This is a genomic window from Gardnerella sp. C0684A1, assembly GCF_055326835.1.
The window spans coordinates 79,730-97,681 of sequence record NZ_JBLTSX010000004.1; the positions used below are offsets into that span (position 1 = coordinate 79,730).

Consider the following 17,952-nt stretch of genomic DNA (forward strand, 5'->3'; position numbering starts at 1 on the left):
TGATGCCTTATAAACCAAAGTTTTCGCTGGAAGTTTTTCCACCTAAGCGCACATCTCCTATTGGTACGATTTACGATACTTTAGATGGTTTGCAAGGCCTCGACCCGGATTTTATTTCGGTTACTTACGGCACTGGAAAGCTGCAGGATCGTACTGCTACTGCGCGAATAGCGAACACAATTCGTTCAGAGTATGGTATTAAGGCTGTGGCTCATTTGACGGCTCGCTATCTTGACTATGATGCTGTTGACGAAGCTTTAGAAATGTTTAGTAACGCTGGTGTTTCTGGAGTTTTGGCTTTGCGCGGTGATGTGATTGCAGGTCAAGAGGCTGCCGGCGTTTTTGAGCACGCTAGTGATTTGGTGTCGTATATTCGTTCCAAGCGCCCGGATTTGCCTATTCTTGGCGCTTGCTATCCGGAGAAGCATCCAGAAGCGGAAACTTTGCAAGCGGATATTGAGAATCTTAAACGCAAAGTTGATGCCGGTGTTACGCATTTAATTTCGCAACTGTTTTACGATAATGAAGATTTTTTGCGTTTCCGTGATTTAGTTCGCGCTGCAGGCATTGACGTGCCGATTGAGGCTGGTGTGATGCCTGTGGCGAATGCTTCGCAAGTGCAGCGCATGACGAGTCTTTGCTCTTCGCGTATTACTTCACAGGTTTCCGCAATGATGAGCCGTTGGGGTAGTAACTCTGAGTGCTTGCGCGAGGCTGGCAGTATTTTTGCGTCACAGCAGATTAACGATTTAATTGCTGAAGGCGTGGATGGTATTCACTTGTATACCATGAATCATCCGGGAATTGCGCGCAGGATTTGGGCGAATGTGAAGCCACTTTTTACGAAAATCGGGTAGGTGAGTGTCTACTAGCGCTTGCTTTTCTTATTTTCGTGAGCGTCGCTTGCGTGAGCGTTGTTTGCGTGAGCGACGTTTCTTCTTTCATCGTTTTTTGGCAGAAAAACATTCGGGAATTTTTTAAGCAAAGCGCTGTGAACTGGTGAAATTTTGCCAATAATCATTCCTACGCAAATTGAGAAAATCATAATCCAAGACAGAAGCTGCATTCTGTAAAGGAAGGCTATAATAATCATTGCAAAACTCAGTACGCTAAGTGCTTGTTGAGTGACGTTTTGCTGTTTTGTCATTGCTTTAACTTGTAGTGGTATTCCTGCGAAGTATATGCCGATTGCTAAGCAAATAAGTATGGCAAGTATTGATATTATGCTGCTGCTGGTACTGTTAAACACTTCTTGCCTTCCTTCTTAATTCTTTTTATTTTATTTTTATATTTTTTTATTTTCTATTTTTCGTGAAATCTTTAGTGCGCTTGAATGTGCGTTTCGTTGTTTTTATGCGCGTTCGTTGCGTTTTCTTTTATACTATAATATTTTTCTACTATAGTATAAAAATTTGATTTTGCGACGTGCGAATGTATAAAATTTAAAGAAATGTATAAAATAAATACATAAGCTGGTAATGATTTTTTAAGACAAATATGTGTGTAAAGTGTATTAATTTGGGTTGATTGTTCTAAACTTATGCTTATTCTTAATTAAGAAACTATGATTATGATCACACAATTGTGAAATTTTAAAAAATAAAAAGAGTGCGCGAAAACGTTGGAATAATGTGGCTCGGGGGGGGGGGGGTAATGGCTATTAGTTGTTATAGAGAATCTTTCTTAAAATGCGTTTAACTGCTAGGATGAATCCTAGTTCTACATTATGAAAGATAATACGTTATAACGAAAGGAGTTATAAGTGAATTGTATATATTCATTATTTAATTTCTTAGTTTGTTTTGATCGTATTTAGTTTATTTAATTCTTTCATAATTTTTCAAAAAATTTTAACAGAGATATAGAGACTTAAAACACATAAACATATAAAAGGAAAAACGGAAGGATATATCATATGGCTAATTCAAATTCCGGAAAGCACGCTCGCAAGGTAACGCTGGATGCTGCAGTAAGTAATGCGATTGAAAAGGCTGTTGACGCTCGCAAAGTGGCGGCGTTTACGGTTGGTGCCGCTGGCGTGCTGGCTGGTGCGGCGTTCGCTTTTGGTGCAACTCCTGCAATGGCGGCGGATGCTGGTGCTGCGGCTGATACTAATACTGCTCCTGTGACTGCTGGTGAGAAGGCTGGTAAGAAGGCTGATGCTGGTAAGAAGGCTGATGCTGGTAAGAAGGATGATGCTGGTAAGAAGGATGATGGTAAGGCTGATGCTCAGCCTGAAGCTAAGGAAACTGAGTCTAATAACGCTGAGGCCAAGGACGCTGCTAAGCAGGAGCAGACTGGCGATAAGAATCAGACTGACGCTAATAAGCTTGAAGAAAAGAATCAGACTGAAGAGAAGTCTGCTACAGGGGAGCAGACTGAGCAGTCTGTAGCAAAGACTGAAGATAAGAAGTCTGAGAATACTACAACTACTGAAGATACTAAAGATAAATCTACTGTTGTAAATAAGCGTTCAAAGCGTGATTTGAGTGATAAAGCTCCACAATCTGATGATACTGCGTCTGAAAATCAGAATCGCGCATCTGATGGTACAGCAAATCCAGATCCTAATAAAATTACGCCAGACACAAAAGATACTACTAATACCAAGATTGAAATTAACGAGAATAACGCTGGCACTATGCCAAATGCGTATGCTTGGGGAAGCTCAGACAATACGTATAGCAAAGCTGGCGAAACACACACCGTAACCTTCCACTTTGATAAGCCAAAAGATGGTAGCAAGATTACCAGTATTGCTATTTTCCCTTCTAAGACAAATGGTTTCAATAATGAAAAAAGTGAGAGAGGTATTGATTTTTACTCGAAAAATTCAGGTAAACACCAAGCCTATTCTGGCGAATATGAGTTTACTGCGAATGATGATGGTTCTGCTGACCTTAAGATGAAAACTCTTTTTAGGGATGGTAACCTTAATGGAGGCGCTGAGAAGTATACAGCCAGTCGATCTATTTTCGTGTATGTAACTAATAAAGATGGTAAAGAAGATATTGCTTATAAAACAAACGTATTCCGCACTGTAACGCTTGTTCCGCCAAAGACTTCTGGCTCTGTGGTTCTTAAGTATAACGAGCAGCTTACTCCTGAAAAGGTTCAAGCAGCAATTACTGAAGCTGGCAATGTTGAAACCGCGCGTAGTGATAAAAAGTCGGTAAATGATCAGCTTTCTGGAGCATTTACGCAAAATATTAACGTAAAATCTTCGGATGCCTACGACAAGACTACGTTTGATGCTATTAATAAGGAAACATCAGCTAAAGGCGCAAAAGATAAGACTTATGAGGCTGGCGCGAAGACGCTTAACACTTATATGGTTACGTATTTGGGCTTTAAGTCGCAAGCTATTCCGCTTACGGTTGCGCGCTATGATACGCGCATCGATAAGCCGATTGTTGAGGACACTGACCCGTCCAAGGTGTCCGACGAGGTAAAAGCCGATATTAAACGCAAGCTTGCACAGCTTAATCATGTAGCTCAAGACAAGGTAAGCATCAACGATGACGGCACGTTCACCATCAAATTCGACGGCGTGGATCCAAACGACGCTCCTAAGATTCCTTTGCGCGACCTCGTGTTGAAGAAGCTTGAGGAAAAGGATATTTCTGTTCCTACAGCCGATAAAGCAGTCTTTGTTGCTAATCCGCTTGGCTACTCAAACGCCGAACTTGACCGAATTAAAACAGCTATTTTTGACGCTAACAAAGATAACCAAGAGCTTGGTCTTACCAGCAAAGATCAAATTACACTTTCCTACATTACGAGTGACCTTGTTAACGCAGGCGATGCTAATAAAGGCCGTTCAAACGGCTTACAAGAAAATAATATTAATGTAACCATTAAGACTGATAAAGCACTTGCGAAGTTTACTTCAGACATAATCAAAGATAAACTCACGCGTCTCCCAGATATTCGTACTGATTATAACGTTGAGCTTGTAAAGAATAAGCTCGATGGTCGCGATAGCGATGAGGGTTTCTCGTGGAGTGATGATAAACACACTACACTCATCTATCGTTATGACCCAACCAAAGCTCAAAAGTTCACCGCTCCTGAGATTGTGAAACTTATCAAAGCCACGCCTAAGGATCAGAAAACAGGTTTGCGCACGCTTACGGGTGGTGAAGCGCTCGATCACGAAGGTGCGCACGGCAAGCCACGCAAATCTCATATGAATTATTCAATTGATGAAAATGATGAACCTACTACCGAGCTGACCCTTGGTATGATGAATGGCGCATATTGGATAGGCGATCCACAAGTTGCTAACTCAGATGCGAATATGGGTGATGAAGAGTCGCAGGTGGGTAAGTATACATGGGACGACGAGGCTGGTTCTGTAACTGTTGCTGCTAAGCAGAACAAAGTTTTTAAGACACGTCTTTTTGTTGCACCATATGCTTTGACATATTATCGCGGTGTATACACAGATCCGTATAAAAAGAATCCAAACAACACGCCTAAGGCGATTAACGTTATCTTTGTGCCGCAGACGAAGAATAAGACGAGTGATTTGCAGAAGTCGATTGGCGAGCACAAGACAGTTGCTATTGAGGGCAAAGATGTTCCAACACAGTCAGCCTATTACAACGCTTCTGACAAGGTAAAGAAAGACTACGAAGATGCACTCAGTGCTGCTAAAACTTTGTACGATCAAGTTAAAAACACAGAAGAATCGAAGTTGACGGAGCAGCAAAAAGCCGATATTGACAATGCAACCATTAAGCTGGAAAAGGCTCGCAAAGCTCTTGATGGTGATGCTACCAAGAAAGAAGAGCTGAAAAAGTCGATTGATGCCAATGGCAAGGCTCAAGAAGGCAATACTGCAGCAACTGGTACGCAAGCAACGAATCAGTTCAAGAACGTAAGCGATCCTGACTTCAAGACAGCTGATGGTAAGGCTGACGAAGCCAGAAACAATGCAGCTAAAGAGGCTAAGAAGGCTTACGACAAGGCTCTCGAAGACGCTAAGGCGTTAAAGGACGACGCCAACGCCACGCAAAAGGCTGTTGACGAAGCCAAGGCTAAGCTGGACGAGGCTCGCAAGAAGCTTAACGACTTCACCACTAACAAGGATGGGTTGAGCGCAGCGATTGCCACGGATGGCAAGGTGAACACTGGCGATACGTCTAAGCAAGGTGATGAAAAACTCAAGACCGCTGACCCAACCTACCAGAACTCTACTCCTGAGCAGCGCAAAGCATACGACGACGCTGTAGCGCAGGCAGACAAGGTTTCCAAGGATCCAAACGCTTCCCAGAAGGAAGTAAACAAGGCTATTGATGATCTTAAGAAGGCTAAAGCTGTTCTCGACGCTAACGCAACCGACAAGGCTCCTCTTGACGCTGCTGTGCAAAAGAGCTTCGATAATCCTTCAAACGACGAAAGCAAACAAAGTGTCTTCTACAAGAACGCCGCCGCGAAGAAAGACACCGACCCTGCTGCTAAAAAAGCTGTTGAGGACTACGACAAGGCACTTGCAGAAGCTAAGAGAGTTCTTGGTGACAAGAATGCTACAAAGGCTGATGTAGACAACGCAAAGAAGGCGCTTGAAGACGCTGAAGCAGCACTTCATGCTGATAAGTATCAGACAAAAGCAACTGATTTAGCTGAAGCTATTGCAGACAACTTCAGTGGTTATTTGATGCCAGCCTACTTCAATGCCTTTGATAAAGCGCAAGCTGAGGGCAAAGATTCTCAAGCTGCCAAAGACTTCAAAGCCTATAACGACGCTTATCATGCTGCAAAAGATTTGATGGAACAATTAAAGAAGCCTGGTAGCACAATAAAGCAAACAGAAGTTGACGCGGTTAAAAATCAGCTTATTGAAGCACGCAAGATTATCGACGCCTATGCAACCGATACTAGCAGGCTTTCTGCAGCTGCGTTAAATGACCTTGCGATACAAAAAAGCCCTGCATACAAGAATGTATCCGCAGATGATGCGAGCGAAGAAGCAAAAGAAGCTAAAAAGAAGTATGACGCCGCAGTAGAGAAGCTGAAGAAGGCGCTTACTAACAAGCTCGACAAGGATCCAGATGCACAAGACACTAAGATTCCTGATGCAAAGGGTGACCCGACCTCCAAGAATTATCTTGATGGCATCCAGAAACACGCAAACGGTGAGCCGCTGAACAGGGATGTTGACGCAATCATTAAGGAAATGAACGCTGCAGCTGCTGACTTGAACAAGTTTGCAACTAAGACTGACGCTCTGCTTAAGTCTGTTAACGAGCATGACAATACCCAGCAGACGCCTGCATTCAAGAATGCAAATCAGCCTGCTTTCAAGAATGATAACGGCAGTGCCAATACTGCTAAGAATGATGCTGCTAAGGCAGCTGTAGATGCCTATGGTGATGCTCTTAATGCCGCAAAGGAATTGCTCAAGAAACCTGATGCAACGCAGAAGGAAGTCAATGACGCATTGAAGAAGCTTGACGATGCTCGCAAGGCACTTGACGCCTACAACACCGACACCACCAAGCTTGAAAAGAGCGTTGCCGAGCACGGCAAAGACGCAGATGGCACGAATCCTGCTGTTGAGGGCACAAAGGATTCTGATGCGTATCGCAATGCGTCTGATCCTCACTTCATGAAGGCAGATCCAAATGACGCAACTAAATTAGTTGAAGATACCCAGAAGAATGATGAGGCTAAGAAAGCTAAGGCCAATTACGACAAGGCATTGGCCGAAGCTCAGGAGCTTTTGAAGAAGCATGGCGATAAAGATACGCCACAAGACGCAAAACCAACGCAGAAGCAGATTAACGATGCGCTTGATGCTCTCGATAAAGCACGTACCAAGTTGGATACGTACAAGACTGACACCTCTAAGCTTGATGAGGAAGCAAAGAAGTCGACTGCAGACGGCGCTGCTCAGGCAACTGCTGGATCATTCGAGGACTCTCCAGAGTTCAAGAACGCCGACGCCAAGAAGGATGGCACCAACGAAAACGCCGATGTCAAGGCTTATAAGAAGGCACTCAAGGCTGCGCGTGATTTACTTTCTAAGAAAGACGCTGCTAAGTTCAGTGAACGTCCAACGCAGCAGCAGGTTGACGAGGCTCTTGATGCCTTGAAGAAGGCAAAGCAAACTATTGCCGACACCTACAAGACCAATGCGTCTTTGCTGAAGGATGCAAAGGAACTTGCGAGTGGCGACTTTAAGAACACGCCTGAATACAATAATGCTGTGGCTCTTAAGGATGACACCTCTGCGGCTTCTGAAAATAAGACCGCGGCTCAGAAAGCCGTTAATGATCTTGATGAGAACACTAACGACAGCGCTCTGAAGAAGGCCAAGGATATTCTCGATAAGTTCGATGAGAACGGCAATTTGAAGGCGGGTCAGACTTCTCCAACTCAGAAGGAAGTTGACGATGCGCTTAATACCTTGAAAGCTGCCATGGACAAAGTTACAACCGACTATCCAACTAACACAGACGCGCTTAAGAACGAAGTTGGTGATAAGGACGAACATGGCAAGGATGTAATACCTCCGTTTGAGGCGACGGTTGAGTACAAGAACGCGCTTGAACAGTCGAAGACGGAAACTGATACAACTGGCGATACTTCTGCAACCAAGAAGCTCAAGGACTACGCCGACAAGCTTGCTAAAGCAAACGAGCTTATCGAAAAGGTCAAGAATCCTGATCAAAATGCAAAGCCGGGAGAGCGTCCATCGCAAGCGGATGTTAACAAGGCGCTTGAAGATTTGAAGGCTGCCAAGAAGGCAATCACCGACAACTTCAAGACCAACGCGGCTAACCTCAAGAAGGAAGCTGACGATAAGGATGCGACTGGCAATGTCCACAATCCGAAGTTTGAGGACAGCCCAGAGTATCAGAACGCTCTTGCCAAGAAGGGTGATAGCCAGGAAGATATTCCTGATGTAAAGGAATACAAAGCTGCGTTGCAGAAAGCTCAAGACCTCTTGAAGAAGTTCAACGACGACGGTTCTGCGCCAAAGCAGGGTGAAACCGGCATCCCATCTCAGAAGGAAGTTGACGAGGCTCTTCAGACACTGAAGGAAATCAAGGAAAAGATTCTTGCCAACTACAAGACCAGCTCTGTTAATCTTCAAAAAGAAGTTGACTTGTCTAAGGACGGCAAAGACGACCCGCGTGATGACGTGTTCGAGAATACTCCTGCGTTCAAGAACGCCGATGCTGCGAAGGATGGTAGCGACGACAACGCCGACATGAAGGCATACCAGGCTGCGTTGAAGAAAGCCAAGGAGATGCTTGAGAAGTTCGACCGCACTACTGGCAAGCCAAAGACTGATCTTACAGCTGGCACTAAAATTCCAACTCAAAAAGAGCTCGACGAAGCCCTAGATGCATTGCAAGCTGCCAAGAAGAAGATTGAAGACAACTACAGCACAGTCAAGTCTGTTTTGCGTCAAGAGGCTGGTGATAACTTCACTAATTCTCCTGAGTATCAGAATGCTCAAGCTAAGGGTGATGATGCGTCTAAGCAGGCTCTTGAAGACTATAAGAAGGCGCTTGACGAAGCTAATTCTGTGCTTGATGATCCTAACGCAACTCAAGCTGAGGTTGACGCGGCTTTGAAGAAGCTTAAGGCTGCTAAGGATAAGCTTAGGGATGAAAACAGCACGGATAAGTCTAAGCTTAAGACTGAGGCTGATGCTGATGCTAGCTTCCGTAAGTCTGTGTACTTCATTATTGGTAACAAGGCTGATATTGAAGCGTATGAGAATGCTTTGGCTGAGGCTCGTAGCGTGCTTGCAGATCCTAACGCAACGCAGGCTCAGGTTGATGAGGCTTTGAGAAAGCTTCAGGCTGCTAAGGATAAGCTTAATCACCCGTTTGGCACTGGCAGTGGTAGTGGAATCGGTAGCGGCTATGACCCTAATGCTGGTGATGGTTTTGCTGTTGAGATTAGTGATTCTCAGAGTGCTTCGGTTGATAAGTCTGCTTTGCAAATCGAAGTTAACAATGCTGTAGACACTAATGCAAACACTGCGGCAGCTAGAGCCTATAGGCAGGCTTTGGCTGAGGCTCGTCGTGTGCTTGCTGATGAGAATGCTACTCAGGCTCAGGTTGATGCGGCTTTGAGGAATCTTAAGGCTGCTAGGGCTGCGTTGCTTGGTAGTTTGCGTGGTGGTTCTGGTTTGAAGCTCGCTAAGACTGGTGCTGAGACTTCAATGTTTGCAAGTATTGCTGCGGCCTTTGCTGGCTTTGGTGTTGCAGGTGTAGCTTCTCGCCGTCGCAAGCATTCCAACGAGTAGTTTTGCGCGTAACTAAGCAAATTCCCTCGCAGGTTATCCTTCGATAATCCGCGAGGGTTTTTCATATGCACTAGGCACGCGTGAGGTGTGGGTGTTGCTTGTCTCGCAGCGCTGCGCTCTTATACTTTACTTGGACTTAACAGTTGCATAGTTAAGTTTAGTTTCTTACTTACTTTCCCTGCAAAAACAGTTATTAATCAGCGAGACTATTAACATCGCTCCGCTTTTATATTGCTCGACCAAGCAACACCCACTCCTCACACTCAACAGCCAAATCTACTCACAGTAGACTAATTGGTTTTAATCATAGGAATATTAGTGTGGTAGAGATTTGAGATTTTTCGCACTGAATGAGATGAACCTCAGCATCTTTGATGGTGATTCATCGAATGAAGAAGAAAAATCGAAGAATCTCGGCGATTAAACACGGTTATTAACGATTGGCACGCAGAGTTTGGGGGGATTTCTCTACGAGCACTAAAAGAGGACTGAGCGAACGTAAGTACAACATAAGCAAAGTTGTTTTACGTTAATAATGTTTTGCATGAATATGTAGCGAAGGCCGGGAGGTGCGAGGAGAGAAATCCCCCCAAACTCGCGCCACGCCAAAATCAGATACTCGCGTAGCGCTGCGAGACAAGTAACACTCACCACTCACCGCTCATCACACAACTCACAATCGCGCCACACCAAACACAACTCAATTAATACGCACATCGTTACTAACGCAGAACGCGTACTGCAAGAAGAACGAAAAAGAGGCAATGTGCGTTATGCGCGAGCGCTGACTGCGCCAGTAACACAAGCCATACTGTGTAGCCTTGTACAGCACCACAATGTAAAGTTGCGGTATGGAAAGTGCGAATAAAATGGATAGTGCAGCTGCTGAAACTAATTTTAACGAAAGCAGTGCAAGCAAGTTCGCGCTCACATCAAACGCGCTCACATCAAACGCGCTCACATCAAGAAGTCTTATTAAATCAGGCTTTGCTCGACCAGATGCTGCGCGTTGCGCAATGATAGCAATACACAAAAATTGCAATAAAATATCGTTTGAAACATTGCTAAAAAGCGCGCTTACTGTTGAAGATCCAGACTCTGCGGTACTTTCATTGCAATATTTAAGTGAAGCATATGAAGAAGTAATAAATAATATTTCAGATTCAAGTTCGCAAGTATCAGACGCGTTAACAAGTTTAATGCAAGTGTTGGGAGCGTCTAACGCGTTGGCGATGCTTATGCGCACAAGGCCTAATCTTATAAAAGCTGCAGCAAACGACCCTGAACATTTGTTTATAATGACTCGAGAAGAGCGTATAAAAGATTTACTTGATTCTATACAAGCGTATACTGCAACAGTTGTTTCTTCCGAAAGTAGTGATTCCAATTCGATTTACTTAACATCCCTTGGTTTTGCGCAAGCAGTTTCTGCGCTTCGTGCGCGCTACCGTGAGCATGTTGCTGTAATTATGGCGGCTGATTTAGCTAGCGCTGACCCTGTTGAAGTGCAGCCGGATATTAGCCGAAAGCTTTCCGACGCGGCGGATGCTGTTTTAGAGGCGGCTTTGACTATTGCGCGCGGCCAGGTTACTGGTTCTTCCGCGTGCAGGTTTGCGATTATTGCTATGGGTAAGCTTGGTGCGCAAGAAATTAACTACGTTTCCGACATTGATTTGATTTATGTTGTGGAACCGGCGGATTCTAGTAATAAGCAGAATCAGGATGCGGCTTTGCGTGTTGGTGCGTCTATTGCGATGGTTTTGCAAAAAGTGTGTCAGTCGGTTGTTATTGGCTCTGATGAGCCTCCGCTTTGGCAGATTGATACTGCGCTCAGGCCGGAAGGTAAGGATGGGCCTCTTGTTCGAAGCCTTGAATCTCACCGTGAATATTACGAAAAGTGGGCGAGTAGCTGGGAGTTTCAGGCGCTTTTGAAGTCTCATCCTGCAGCGGGGGATGCGGATCTTGGGAAAGCCTACCGCGATATGGTTGAGCCGCTTATTTGGAAGGCTTCTGGACGCGAGCATTTTGTGGCGGACTGTCAGCATATGCGTCAACGTGTTGAGTTGCTTATTCCGGCTTCGCAACGAGATCTTGACATGAAACTTGGCCGCGGTGGTTTGCGTGACGTTGAGTTTACTGTGCAAATGCTGCAACTTGTGCACGGAAGTGAGGATGAGTCGCTTCGAGTAAGGGATACTATTTCTGCTTTGCAGGCGTTGGCTCAGGGCGGCTACGTTTCTAGGTCTCAGGCGGCGATTTTGGCGGAACACTACCGTTTTGAGCGTGTGCTTGAGCATCGTCAGCAAATGTGGAGTATGCATCGCACGCATTTGTTCCCAGATTTGGGTGCGCAAGGAAACGGCGGTTTGGATCGTGCGCGCACAATTTCTACCGAGCAGCTTAATAATAATGAGCAGATTCGTCGTCTTTCTCGTGCTGTGCGGCTGCGTCCGGAAGAGTTAGTTGAGCGTTTTGATAAAGCTCGCCGTGAAATCCGCAATTTGCATAAGGATATTTACTATCGTCCTATGCTTCCGATTAATGCTCAAACGGATGCGGATCCTATTGTGCTTTCGCCGGAAGCTGCTCGCGCGCGTTTTGCTTCTATTGGTTTTGCGGATGCTGCCGCCGCGCAATTGCATGTTGAAGCGCTTACGGAAGGGCTTTCTAGGGCTGCTAAGATTCACAGGATTCTTCTTCCAGCTGTGTTGAAGTGGCTTGGCGACGGCCAGAATCCAGATATGGGTTTGCTTGCGTGGCGGCGTCTTGCGGAGCGTTTTGGCGGCAAGAACACGTATCTTGGTTTTTTGCGTGATTCTCCTTCTGCAGCTCAGCGTCTTTGCCACGTTTTAGCGGATTCGCGCTATCTTGGCGACGCTATGATGCAGTCAATGCAGTCTATTACTTGGCTTGGTGACGACGAAGCGTTATCTGCTCGCGATAGAGCAAGTCTTGATATGCAAACTAGCGCAATGGTTGCGCGTTACGCTAGTAATATTGCGGATTTTGCGCAGTCTTTGCGTGCGCTTCGCCGGCAGGAAATTGAGCGCGTTGCTTTAGCTTGGATGTGTGGTCTTATTGACGACGATACTTCTATGCGCGCTATGAGTGACGTTTTTGACGCTGTTTTAGACGCGGCTTTGTGTTGGTCTATGCGCGAGGCTGCTTTGCGCATGAGTTTTAGCTCTTCTCAAGCCGAAATTGCGATTATTGCGCTTGGACGTTACGGCGGTAGGGAAGTAAACTTCTGCTCGGACGCAGACATAATGGTAGTTTATAAGCCGGTTGGTGAAGATTGCGATTTAGATGCGGCTCACCGTTTTGCTCAAACAACTGTAGAGATTTTGCGCAATATTTTGCAAGGGTCTCTTACTCTTGAGCCAAAAATTATGGTTGATTTGGATTTGCGTCCGGAAGGAAAAGACGGCCCTCTTGTGCGCTCGCTGGAGTCTTGTGAAAAGTATTATCGTCAATGGGCGAGTACTTGGGAGCATCAGGCGTTGCTTCGAGCGCGTTTTGCTGCAGGTTCTAAAGATTTGGCGGATGCTCTACTTGATGGCGTTGTGAACGATTTGCGTTACTCTGCAAATCCTCTTAGTGAATCGCAACTTGCTGAAATTCGTAAGCTTAAAGCGCGTATGGAAGCGGAGCGTTTGCCTAGGGGAGTAAGTCGAGATAGGCATTTGAAGCTTGGCCGCGGCGGTTTAAGTGATGTTGAGTGGACTGTTCAGCTTTTGCAATTGCAATACGCTGGCACTTACGAGTCTTTGCGCGTGGTTGGTACGATGCAAGCTTTGAAAGCGTTGCAATCTGAGCATTTGATTGAGGATGAGGATGCTCAAATTTTGGAGAGATGCTGGCATATGTGCTCTGCGGTGCGCAACGCGAACTTCTTGTGGTCCGGGTCAATGTCTCGCGCGGATGTGATTCCAACAGACTCGTATTCGCTCGGCGGAATCGCAACTTATCTTGGATATGAGCCGAATCAGGGCCGCGTTTTTGAAAACGATCTTTTAGCAACCATGCGCCAGTGCCGTGAAACCATGTCTCGCCTTTTCTACGGCCGCTAGGCGTTATGGCGTAATTGCGTCATCTTAGTACGATTTGCGTTTATTGTTGCATTCTCTGCTTTAGGTTATAATTACAGGATGGGAGGTGATTTTTAATGAAAAATGCAGTAATAAGTAATGATGTAAAAGAAAGAGCTAATTCTTCAGTTTTTTATGCTGATGTTTCTGCACCTATAAAACAAGCAGTCAGTAGTGAAAATTTAGAAGAAAATGACGAATTATTATCTACTGATTTTGCTGCAAAACTTATGCATAGTTATAAGCAGTCAGTTTCTGGTTTAGCACGCCCATATGCGGATGTTTTTGCTGAGTTAGAAAAGGGCTTGTAATGAGTTCTTTTAATATTCTTGTTACTCAAGATGCAGAAAATGATTTAAAAAATATAAGAGACTATATTGCATCTAATATCTCTAAGAAAACTTCCGTAAGAATTATTAATCTTATTAAATCTAGTATTGAAAGACTGTCTCTTTTTCCTCAGTTCGCACCTGCAGTCAAGTATGAGCCTTGGAATTCACTTGGCGTGCGTCGTATAGTTGTAAAGAATTTTCTTGTTTATTACAGAGCTGTTTTAGAAGAAAATACAGTTTATATTTTGAAGGTTACTTATGGTAAACGTAATCAACAAACTGTATTGGAACAAATAGATTTATTGGATTGAATGCTTATTAAATGTTGCATAATAAGTTATAGTTCTTCGCCACTCCGGGTGGTGGATTCGTCAAAGCTAATCAGTAATATTGCGTAGGTCGCGTGTGGTTGCGACCGTCTTGCCAACTGACGAAAGGTAAGCGATATTTATTATGACGAACGCAATGAACGCTTCTAATTCTTCTGTTTCTTCAGATCAAATTTTTTCTCGCAACACAATTGCAAATTCACTAGCAGGTAAAAGTGTTGTTACATTAGACGATATTTCAACGGCGCAAATACGAATGCTTTTAGACAAAGCGCGATACATTGATTCGCACCGTAAAGAAGTGGCTCACACTTGCGATGGCAGAGTGTTGGCCACTCTTTTTTATGAGCCGAGCACGCGCACTCGTTTAAGCTTCGAAACGGCAATGTTGCGTTTAGGTGGCAAGGTAATCGGCTTTGCAGGCGCGCAACTTTCCAGCGCAAGCAAAGGTGAGACTGTAAACGACACTTTGAAAGTTGTGTCTAATTATGTTGATGTTGTTGCAATGCGTCACCCAAAGGAGGGTGCGGCTTTCGTTGCTACGCAAGCTGTGAACACGCCTATTATTAACGCAGGTGACGGCGGTCACATGCATCCAACTCAAACTCTTGCAGATTTAGCAACGATTCTTGCGCGTTTTGGCAGACTGAATAATTTAACTGTTGGCTTGTGTGGCGACTTAACTTACGGCCGTACAGTTCACTCGCTTATTGAAACTTTGTGCCGCTTTGGAAACGTTCATTTTGTGCTGATTAGCCCAGATGAGCTTAAAACTCCGCAGTACGTAATCGACCGAATTAACGACACTCCTTCCTGCACTTACGAGGAAACTCGCGACTTGATGGAAGTTATTGGCAATCTTGACGTGCTTTATATGACTCGCGTGCAAGAAGAGCGTTTTACGGATCGCGAGCAATACTTGCGACTTCGCGACACGTACATTTTGACGGAAGAAAAGTTGCAGAAAGCAAAGTCGCATATGCCTGTGTTGCATCCTCTTCCGCGTATTAACGAGATTGCGGTTGATGTTGACGACGACCCTCGTGCAGCATACTTTGAGCAGGTTAAAAACGGTATGCTTATGCGCATGGCTTTGGAAAGTTCCGTTCTTGGCGACGAGCTTTGCGGCTACGAGCCAACAGATTTTGTGAACGTTCCAGAAGACGAATTGCAAGCGGTTGACGCACACGGAATTTCCTTAGCAGATCCTCGCGTACATACAACTGACGAGAATGCGCCTGAAAATCTTACATGCCCGAATCCTCGTTGCATAACAAACAGTGAGTTAACTCTTAAACGCAAGTTCTACAAAGCTGATTCTGACAGAAACGAGTATCGCTGCATGTATTGCGACGAAGAAGCAGAAACCAAGTAAAAAATCCGTAAAAGTCTTAATATAACTATAAAAATTACGCAAAACTAGGAGTGATATGAATAACGCAAACACCTTAACTTTGCGCAATATCTCCGTGTGGGATACTGGCGAACGAATCGATCTTATTGTTGATGGAGTTCGACAAGATGCCCTAATAGAGCCACATGCGCGTGTTGCTGGAGATATTGACGCAAGCGATTGGACTGTTGCTCCTGGTTTTGCGGACCCGCACGTACACTTCAGGGATCCTGGTCAAACAGACAAAGAAACCATGCTTACCGGAAGTGAAGCCGCTGCAGCAGGCGGATACACTCGTGTTCTTATTATGCCGAATACTATTCCTGCAGTAGACGGAGAGCCATGGGGAGTATCACCATTTGATGCAGAAAACGTTATAGATTATTTGCAGCGTTACGGTTGCTTTTATGGAGTAAAACTTCCAGTGCGATACGATTTAAGCGTGTGTGCTTCGCTTAGAAGAGCCGGCTTAAAACCAAGTCGTATAGAAAATTGGCGAAAATACGTTCCTGGAATTGACGACGACGAAAAAACTTCGCCAATGAAAAAGCATCCAGTGACGGCAATAAGTGACGACGGTGCTGCAGTTCCAGAACAGATTTTGCACGACGTGCTAGCTATGGCAAAACAAACTGGTTTGCCTTTCGTAGAACATTGCGAGCATCACGATACTGGAGCAGTAAACGACGGACCTGTAGCAAAAATTATGGGAGTTGGCGGAATACCGGCATCTACAGAACTAGCTATTGTGCAAAGAGATATTGACGCAGCGCGCGAAACTGGGGTACATGTACACTTCCAGCATGTGAGCACGGCCGCAGCTTTCAAAGCGATTCGCAAAGCAAAAAAAGAAGGTTTACCAATTACTTGCGAAACTGCTCCACACTACGTGGCTCTTTGCGATGAGGATGTTCTGCGATATGGGTCAATGGCAAAAATGAATCCGCCTCTTCGTTCAAAAGCAGACAGGCAAGCAACGTTAGCTGCTGTTGCTGACGGCACAATCGACATGATAGCAACAGATCATGCTCCTCACACTATGAAAGAAAAATCAGGCGATTTTGCGAGCACGCCAAACGGAATTATTGGACTTGAGTGCGCGTACGGAGTGTGCAGAAAAGTACTGGTAGACGCAGGATACACAGACGACAAGCATTTAATAGAATTAATGGCAGTAAACCCGATGCAATTAATGAGTAAAAGACCAACTGATATTGCAGCTTTACTAAACGTTTCGTCGAGATGTGCAAATAAGCGAACGCTACGATTAAGCATTACAGAGCATCCAGAAAATGTTGATCTAGTGCTGATTAATATGCATGAAAAATGGACAGTTGACGCAAATTCGTTCCATTCAAAAGCAAGAAATACGCCATTTGACGGCTGGCAGCTTACAGGCAGGCCGGTTGCTACGATTATTGGCTCCGAACTAGCATTCTCTAGAATGTAATTACAGTTAAGTGTGGGAAAATTATGGACGAACTGATAGAAGCAATAGAATCTAAACAAAATCCTAGTGTTGTAGGGCTTGATCCTAAACCTGAAATAGTTCCTGCTGAAATTATTAGCGCTCTTGCTGACGAAGTTTTACAAGAGGTTACAGGCGAAGAAGCGCTAGAAACTCTTCTTTCTACAGCATATTTTGAATTTAATCGTGCAATTATTGATGCGGTTGCTGACATTGTGCCGGCAGTAAAGCCACAAATCGCAATGTACGAGGCTTTGGGGCCTGCTGGAATGGACACGTATGCGATGACTTGCGATTACGCAAAATCGCGTGGACTAATCGTAATAGGAGATGCTAAGCGAGGAGATATTGGCTCTACTGCAGGACAGTATGCAGCACACTTATCTGGTTTCGCTAACTTAAGCTCCTACTTAAGTGAGGATACGAAAAAACTCCTTCAACCTTCTTTAGTAAATCTTCTTTCAGAATATACAAATAAAAACGTGTGGCATGAAGATTCTCTTACAGTAAACCCTTATATGGGTTCGGATGGTGTGGAACCTTTTATCTCGCAAGCAGAAGCGCATAATAAAAGCATTTTTGTGCTACTTCGCACATCAAATCCGTCTAGTAAAGAGCTTCAAGAGCTTATTTTGCAGGATGGAAAACCTGTATATGAGCATATGGCTGATTTGATTGAAAACTGGGGCGCTGCACACGTTGGAAAGCATGGTTACTCCAGAGTTGGTGCTGTAGTTGGAGCCACACATCCGGAGGAGGGGAAGCGTTTGCGCGAGTTGATTCCGCATACTTTCTTCTTGGTTCCAGGCTACGGTGCTCAAGGAGGAACGGCTAAAGATGTTGCCGGAATGTTTGATAAAAACGCTGAAGGCGCTATAGTGAACTCTTCGCGAGGAATTATTGGAGCGTGGAGAAAGTCAGAAAATTACGCTAAAAATCAAGGAAAACTTCAGCTTGATGATGTGCTTGATATTGTGCGCGATTCTGCTTATGATGCTGCTCGAAATATGCGAGATGACTTGCGCAATGCAGTATACCGATAAAATTTATAACTAAACTAAAAATATAATT

At 44.7% G+C, this 17,952-nt stretch carries 9 protein-coding genes; 8 read left to right on the forward strand and 1 reads right to left on the reverse strand.

The features are described 5' to 3' along the window. Positions 1-2: 2 nt before the first annotated feature. On the forward strand, positions 3-857 hold the full coding sequence (gene metF / locus ACNEUN_RS04775) for a methylenetetrahydrofolate reductase [NAD(P)H] (protein ID WP_427877183.1): 855 nt from the start codon (positions 3-5) through the stop codon (positions 855-857). Positions 858-868: 11 nt separating this feature from the next. Here the strand turns inward: metF and ACNEUN_RS04780 are convergent, their stop codons facing one another. Then, on the reverse strand, positions 869-1,249 hold the full coding sequence (locus tag ACNEUN_RS04780; protein ID WP_463631187.1) for a hypothetical protein: 381 nt from the start codon (positions 1,247-1,249) through the stop codon (positions 869-871). Between the two features lie 666 nt (positions 1,250-1,915). Between ACNEUN_RS04780 and ACNEUN_RS04785 the strand changes: the two genes are divergently transcribed. From ACNEUN_RS04785 to pyrF, 7 genes are all read left to right on the forward strand, one after another. Beyond that, positions 1,916-9,271, forward strand: a complete 7,356-nt coding sequence (locus ACNEUN_RS04785; RefSeq protein ID WP_463631189.1) for a peptidase — start codon at positions 1,916-1,918, stop codon at positions 9,269-9,271. Between the two features lie 851 nt (positions 9,272-10,122). After that, positions 10,123-13,341 (forward strand): bifunctional [glutamine synthetase] adenylyltransferase/[glutamine synthetase]-adenylyl-L-tyrosine phosphorylase, encoded by a 3,219-nt coding sequence (locus ACNEUN_RS04790; RefSeq protein WP_463631190.1) that lies wholly within the window; start codon positions 10,123-10,125, stop codon positions 13,339-13,341. A 95-nt stretch (positions 13,342-13,436) separates the two neighbouring features. Next, positions 13,437-13,670, forward strand: a complete 234-nt coding sequence (locus ACNEUN_RS04795) for a hypothetical protein (RefSeq protein WP_004106418.1) — start codon at positions 13,437-13,439, stop codon at positions 13,668-13,670. Continuing rightward, a complete protein-coding gene (locus tag ACNEUN_RS04800) occupies positions 13,670-14,002 on the forward strand; it encodes a type II toxin-antitoxin system RelE/ParE family toxin (RefSeq protein ID WP_463631192.1) in 333 nt (110 codons plus the stop codon). The genes ACNEUN_RS04795 and ACNEUN_RS04800 overlap by 1 nt, the downstream gene beginning before the upstream one ends. A gap of 142 nt (positions 14,003-14,144) precedes the next feature. Next, on the forward strand, positions 14,145-15,395 hold the full coding sequence (pyrB, locus tag ACNEUN_RS04805; protein ID WP_463631194.1) for an aspartate carbamoyltransferase: 1,251 nt from the start codon (positions 14,145-14,147) through the stop codon (positions 15,393-15,395). A gap of 55 nt (positions 15,396-15,450) precedes the next feature. Then, entirely contained in the window at positions 15,451-16,863 is a 1,413-nt protein-coding gene (locus tag ACNEUN_RS04810) for a dihydroorotase (RefSeq protein WP_463631196.1), read from the forward strand. A 23-nt stretch (positions 16,864-16,886) separates the two neighbouring features. Further along, entirely contained in the window at positions 16,887-17,924 is a 1,038-nt protein-coding gene (gene pyrF / locus ACNEUN_RS04815) for an orotidine-5'-phosphate decarboxylase (protein ID WP_463631198.1), read from the forward strand. Positions 17,925-17,952 lie beyond the last annotated feature (28 nt).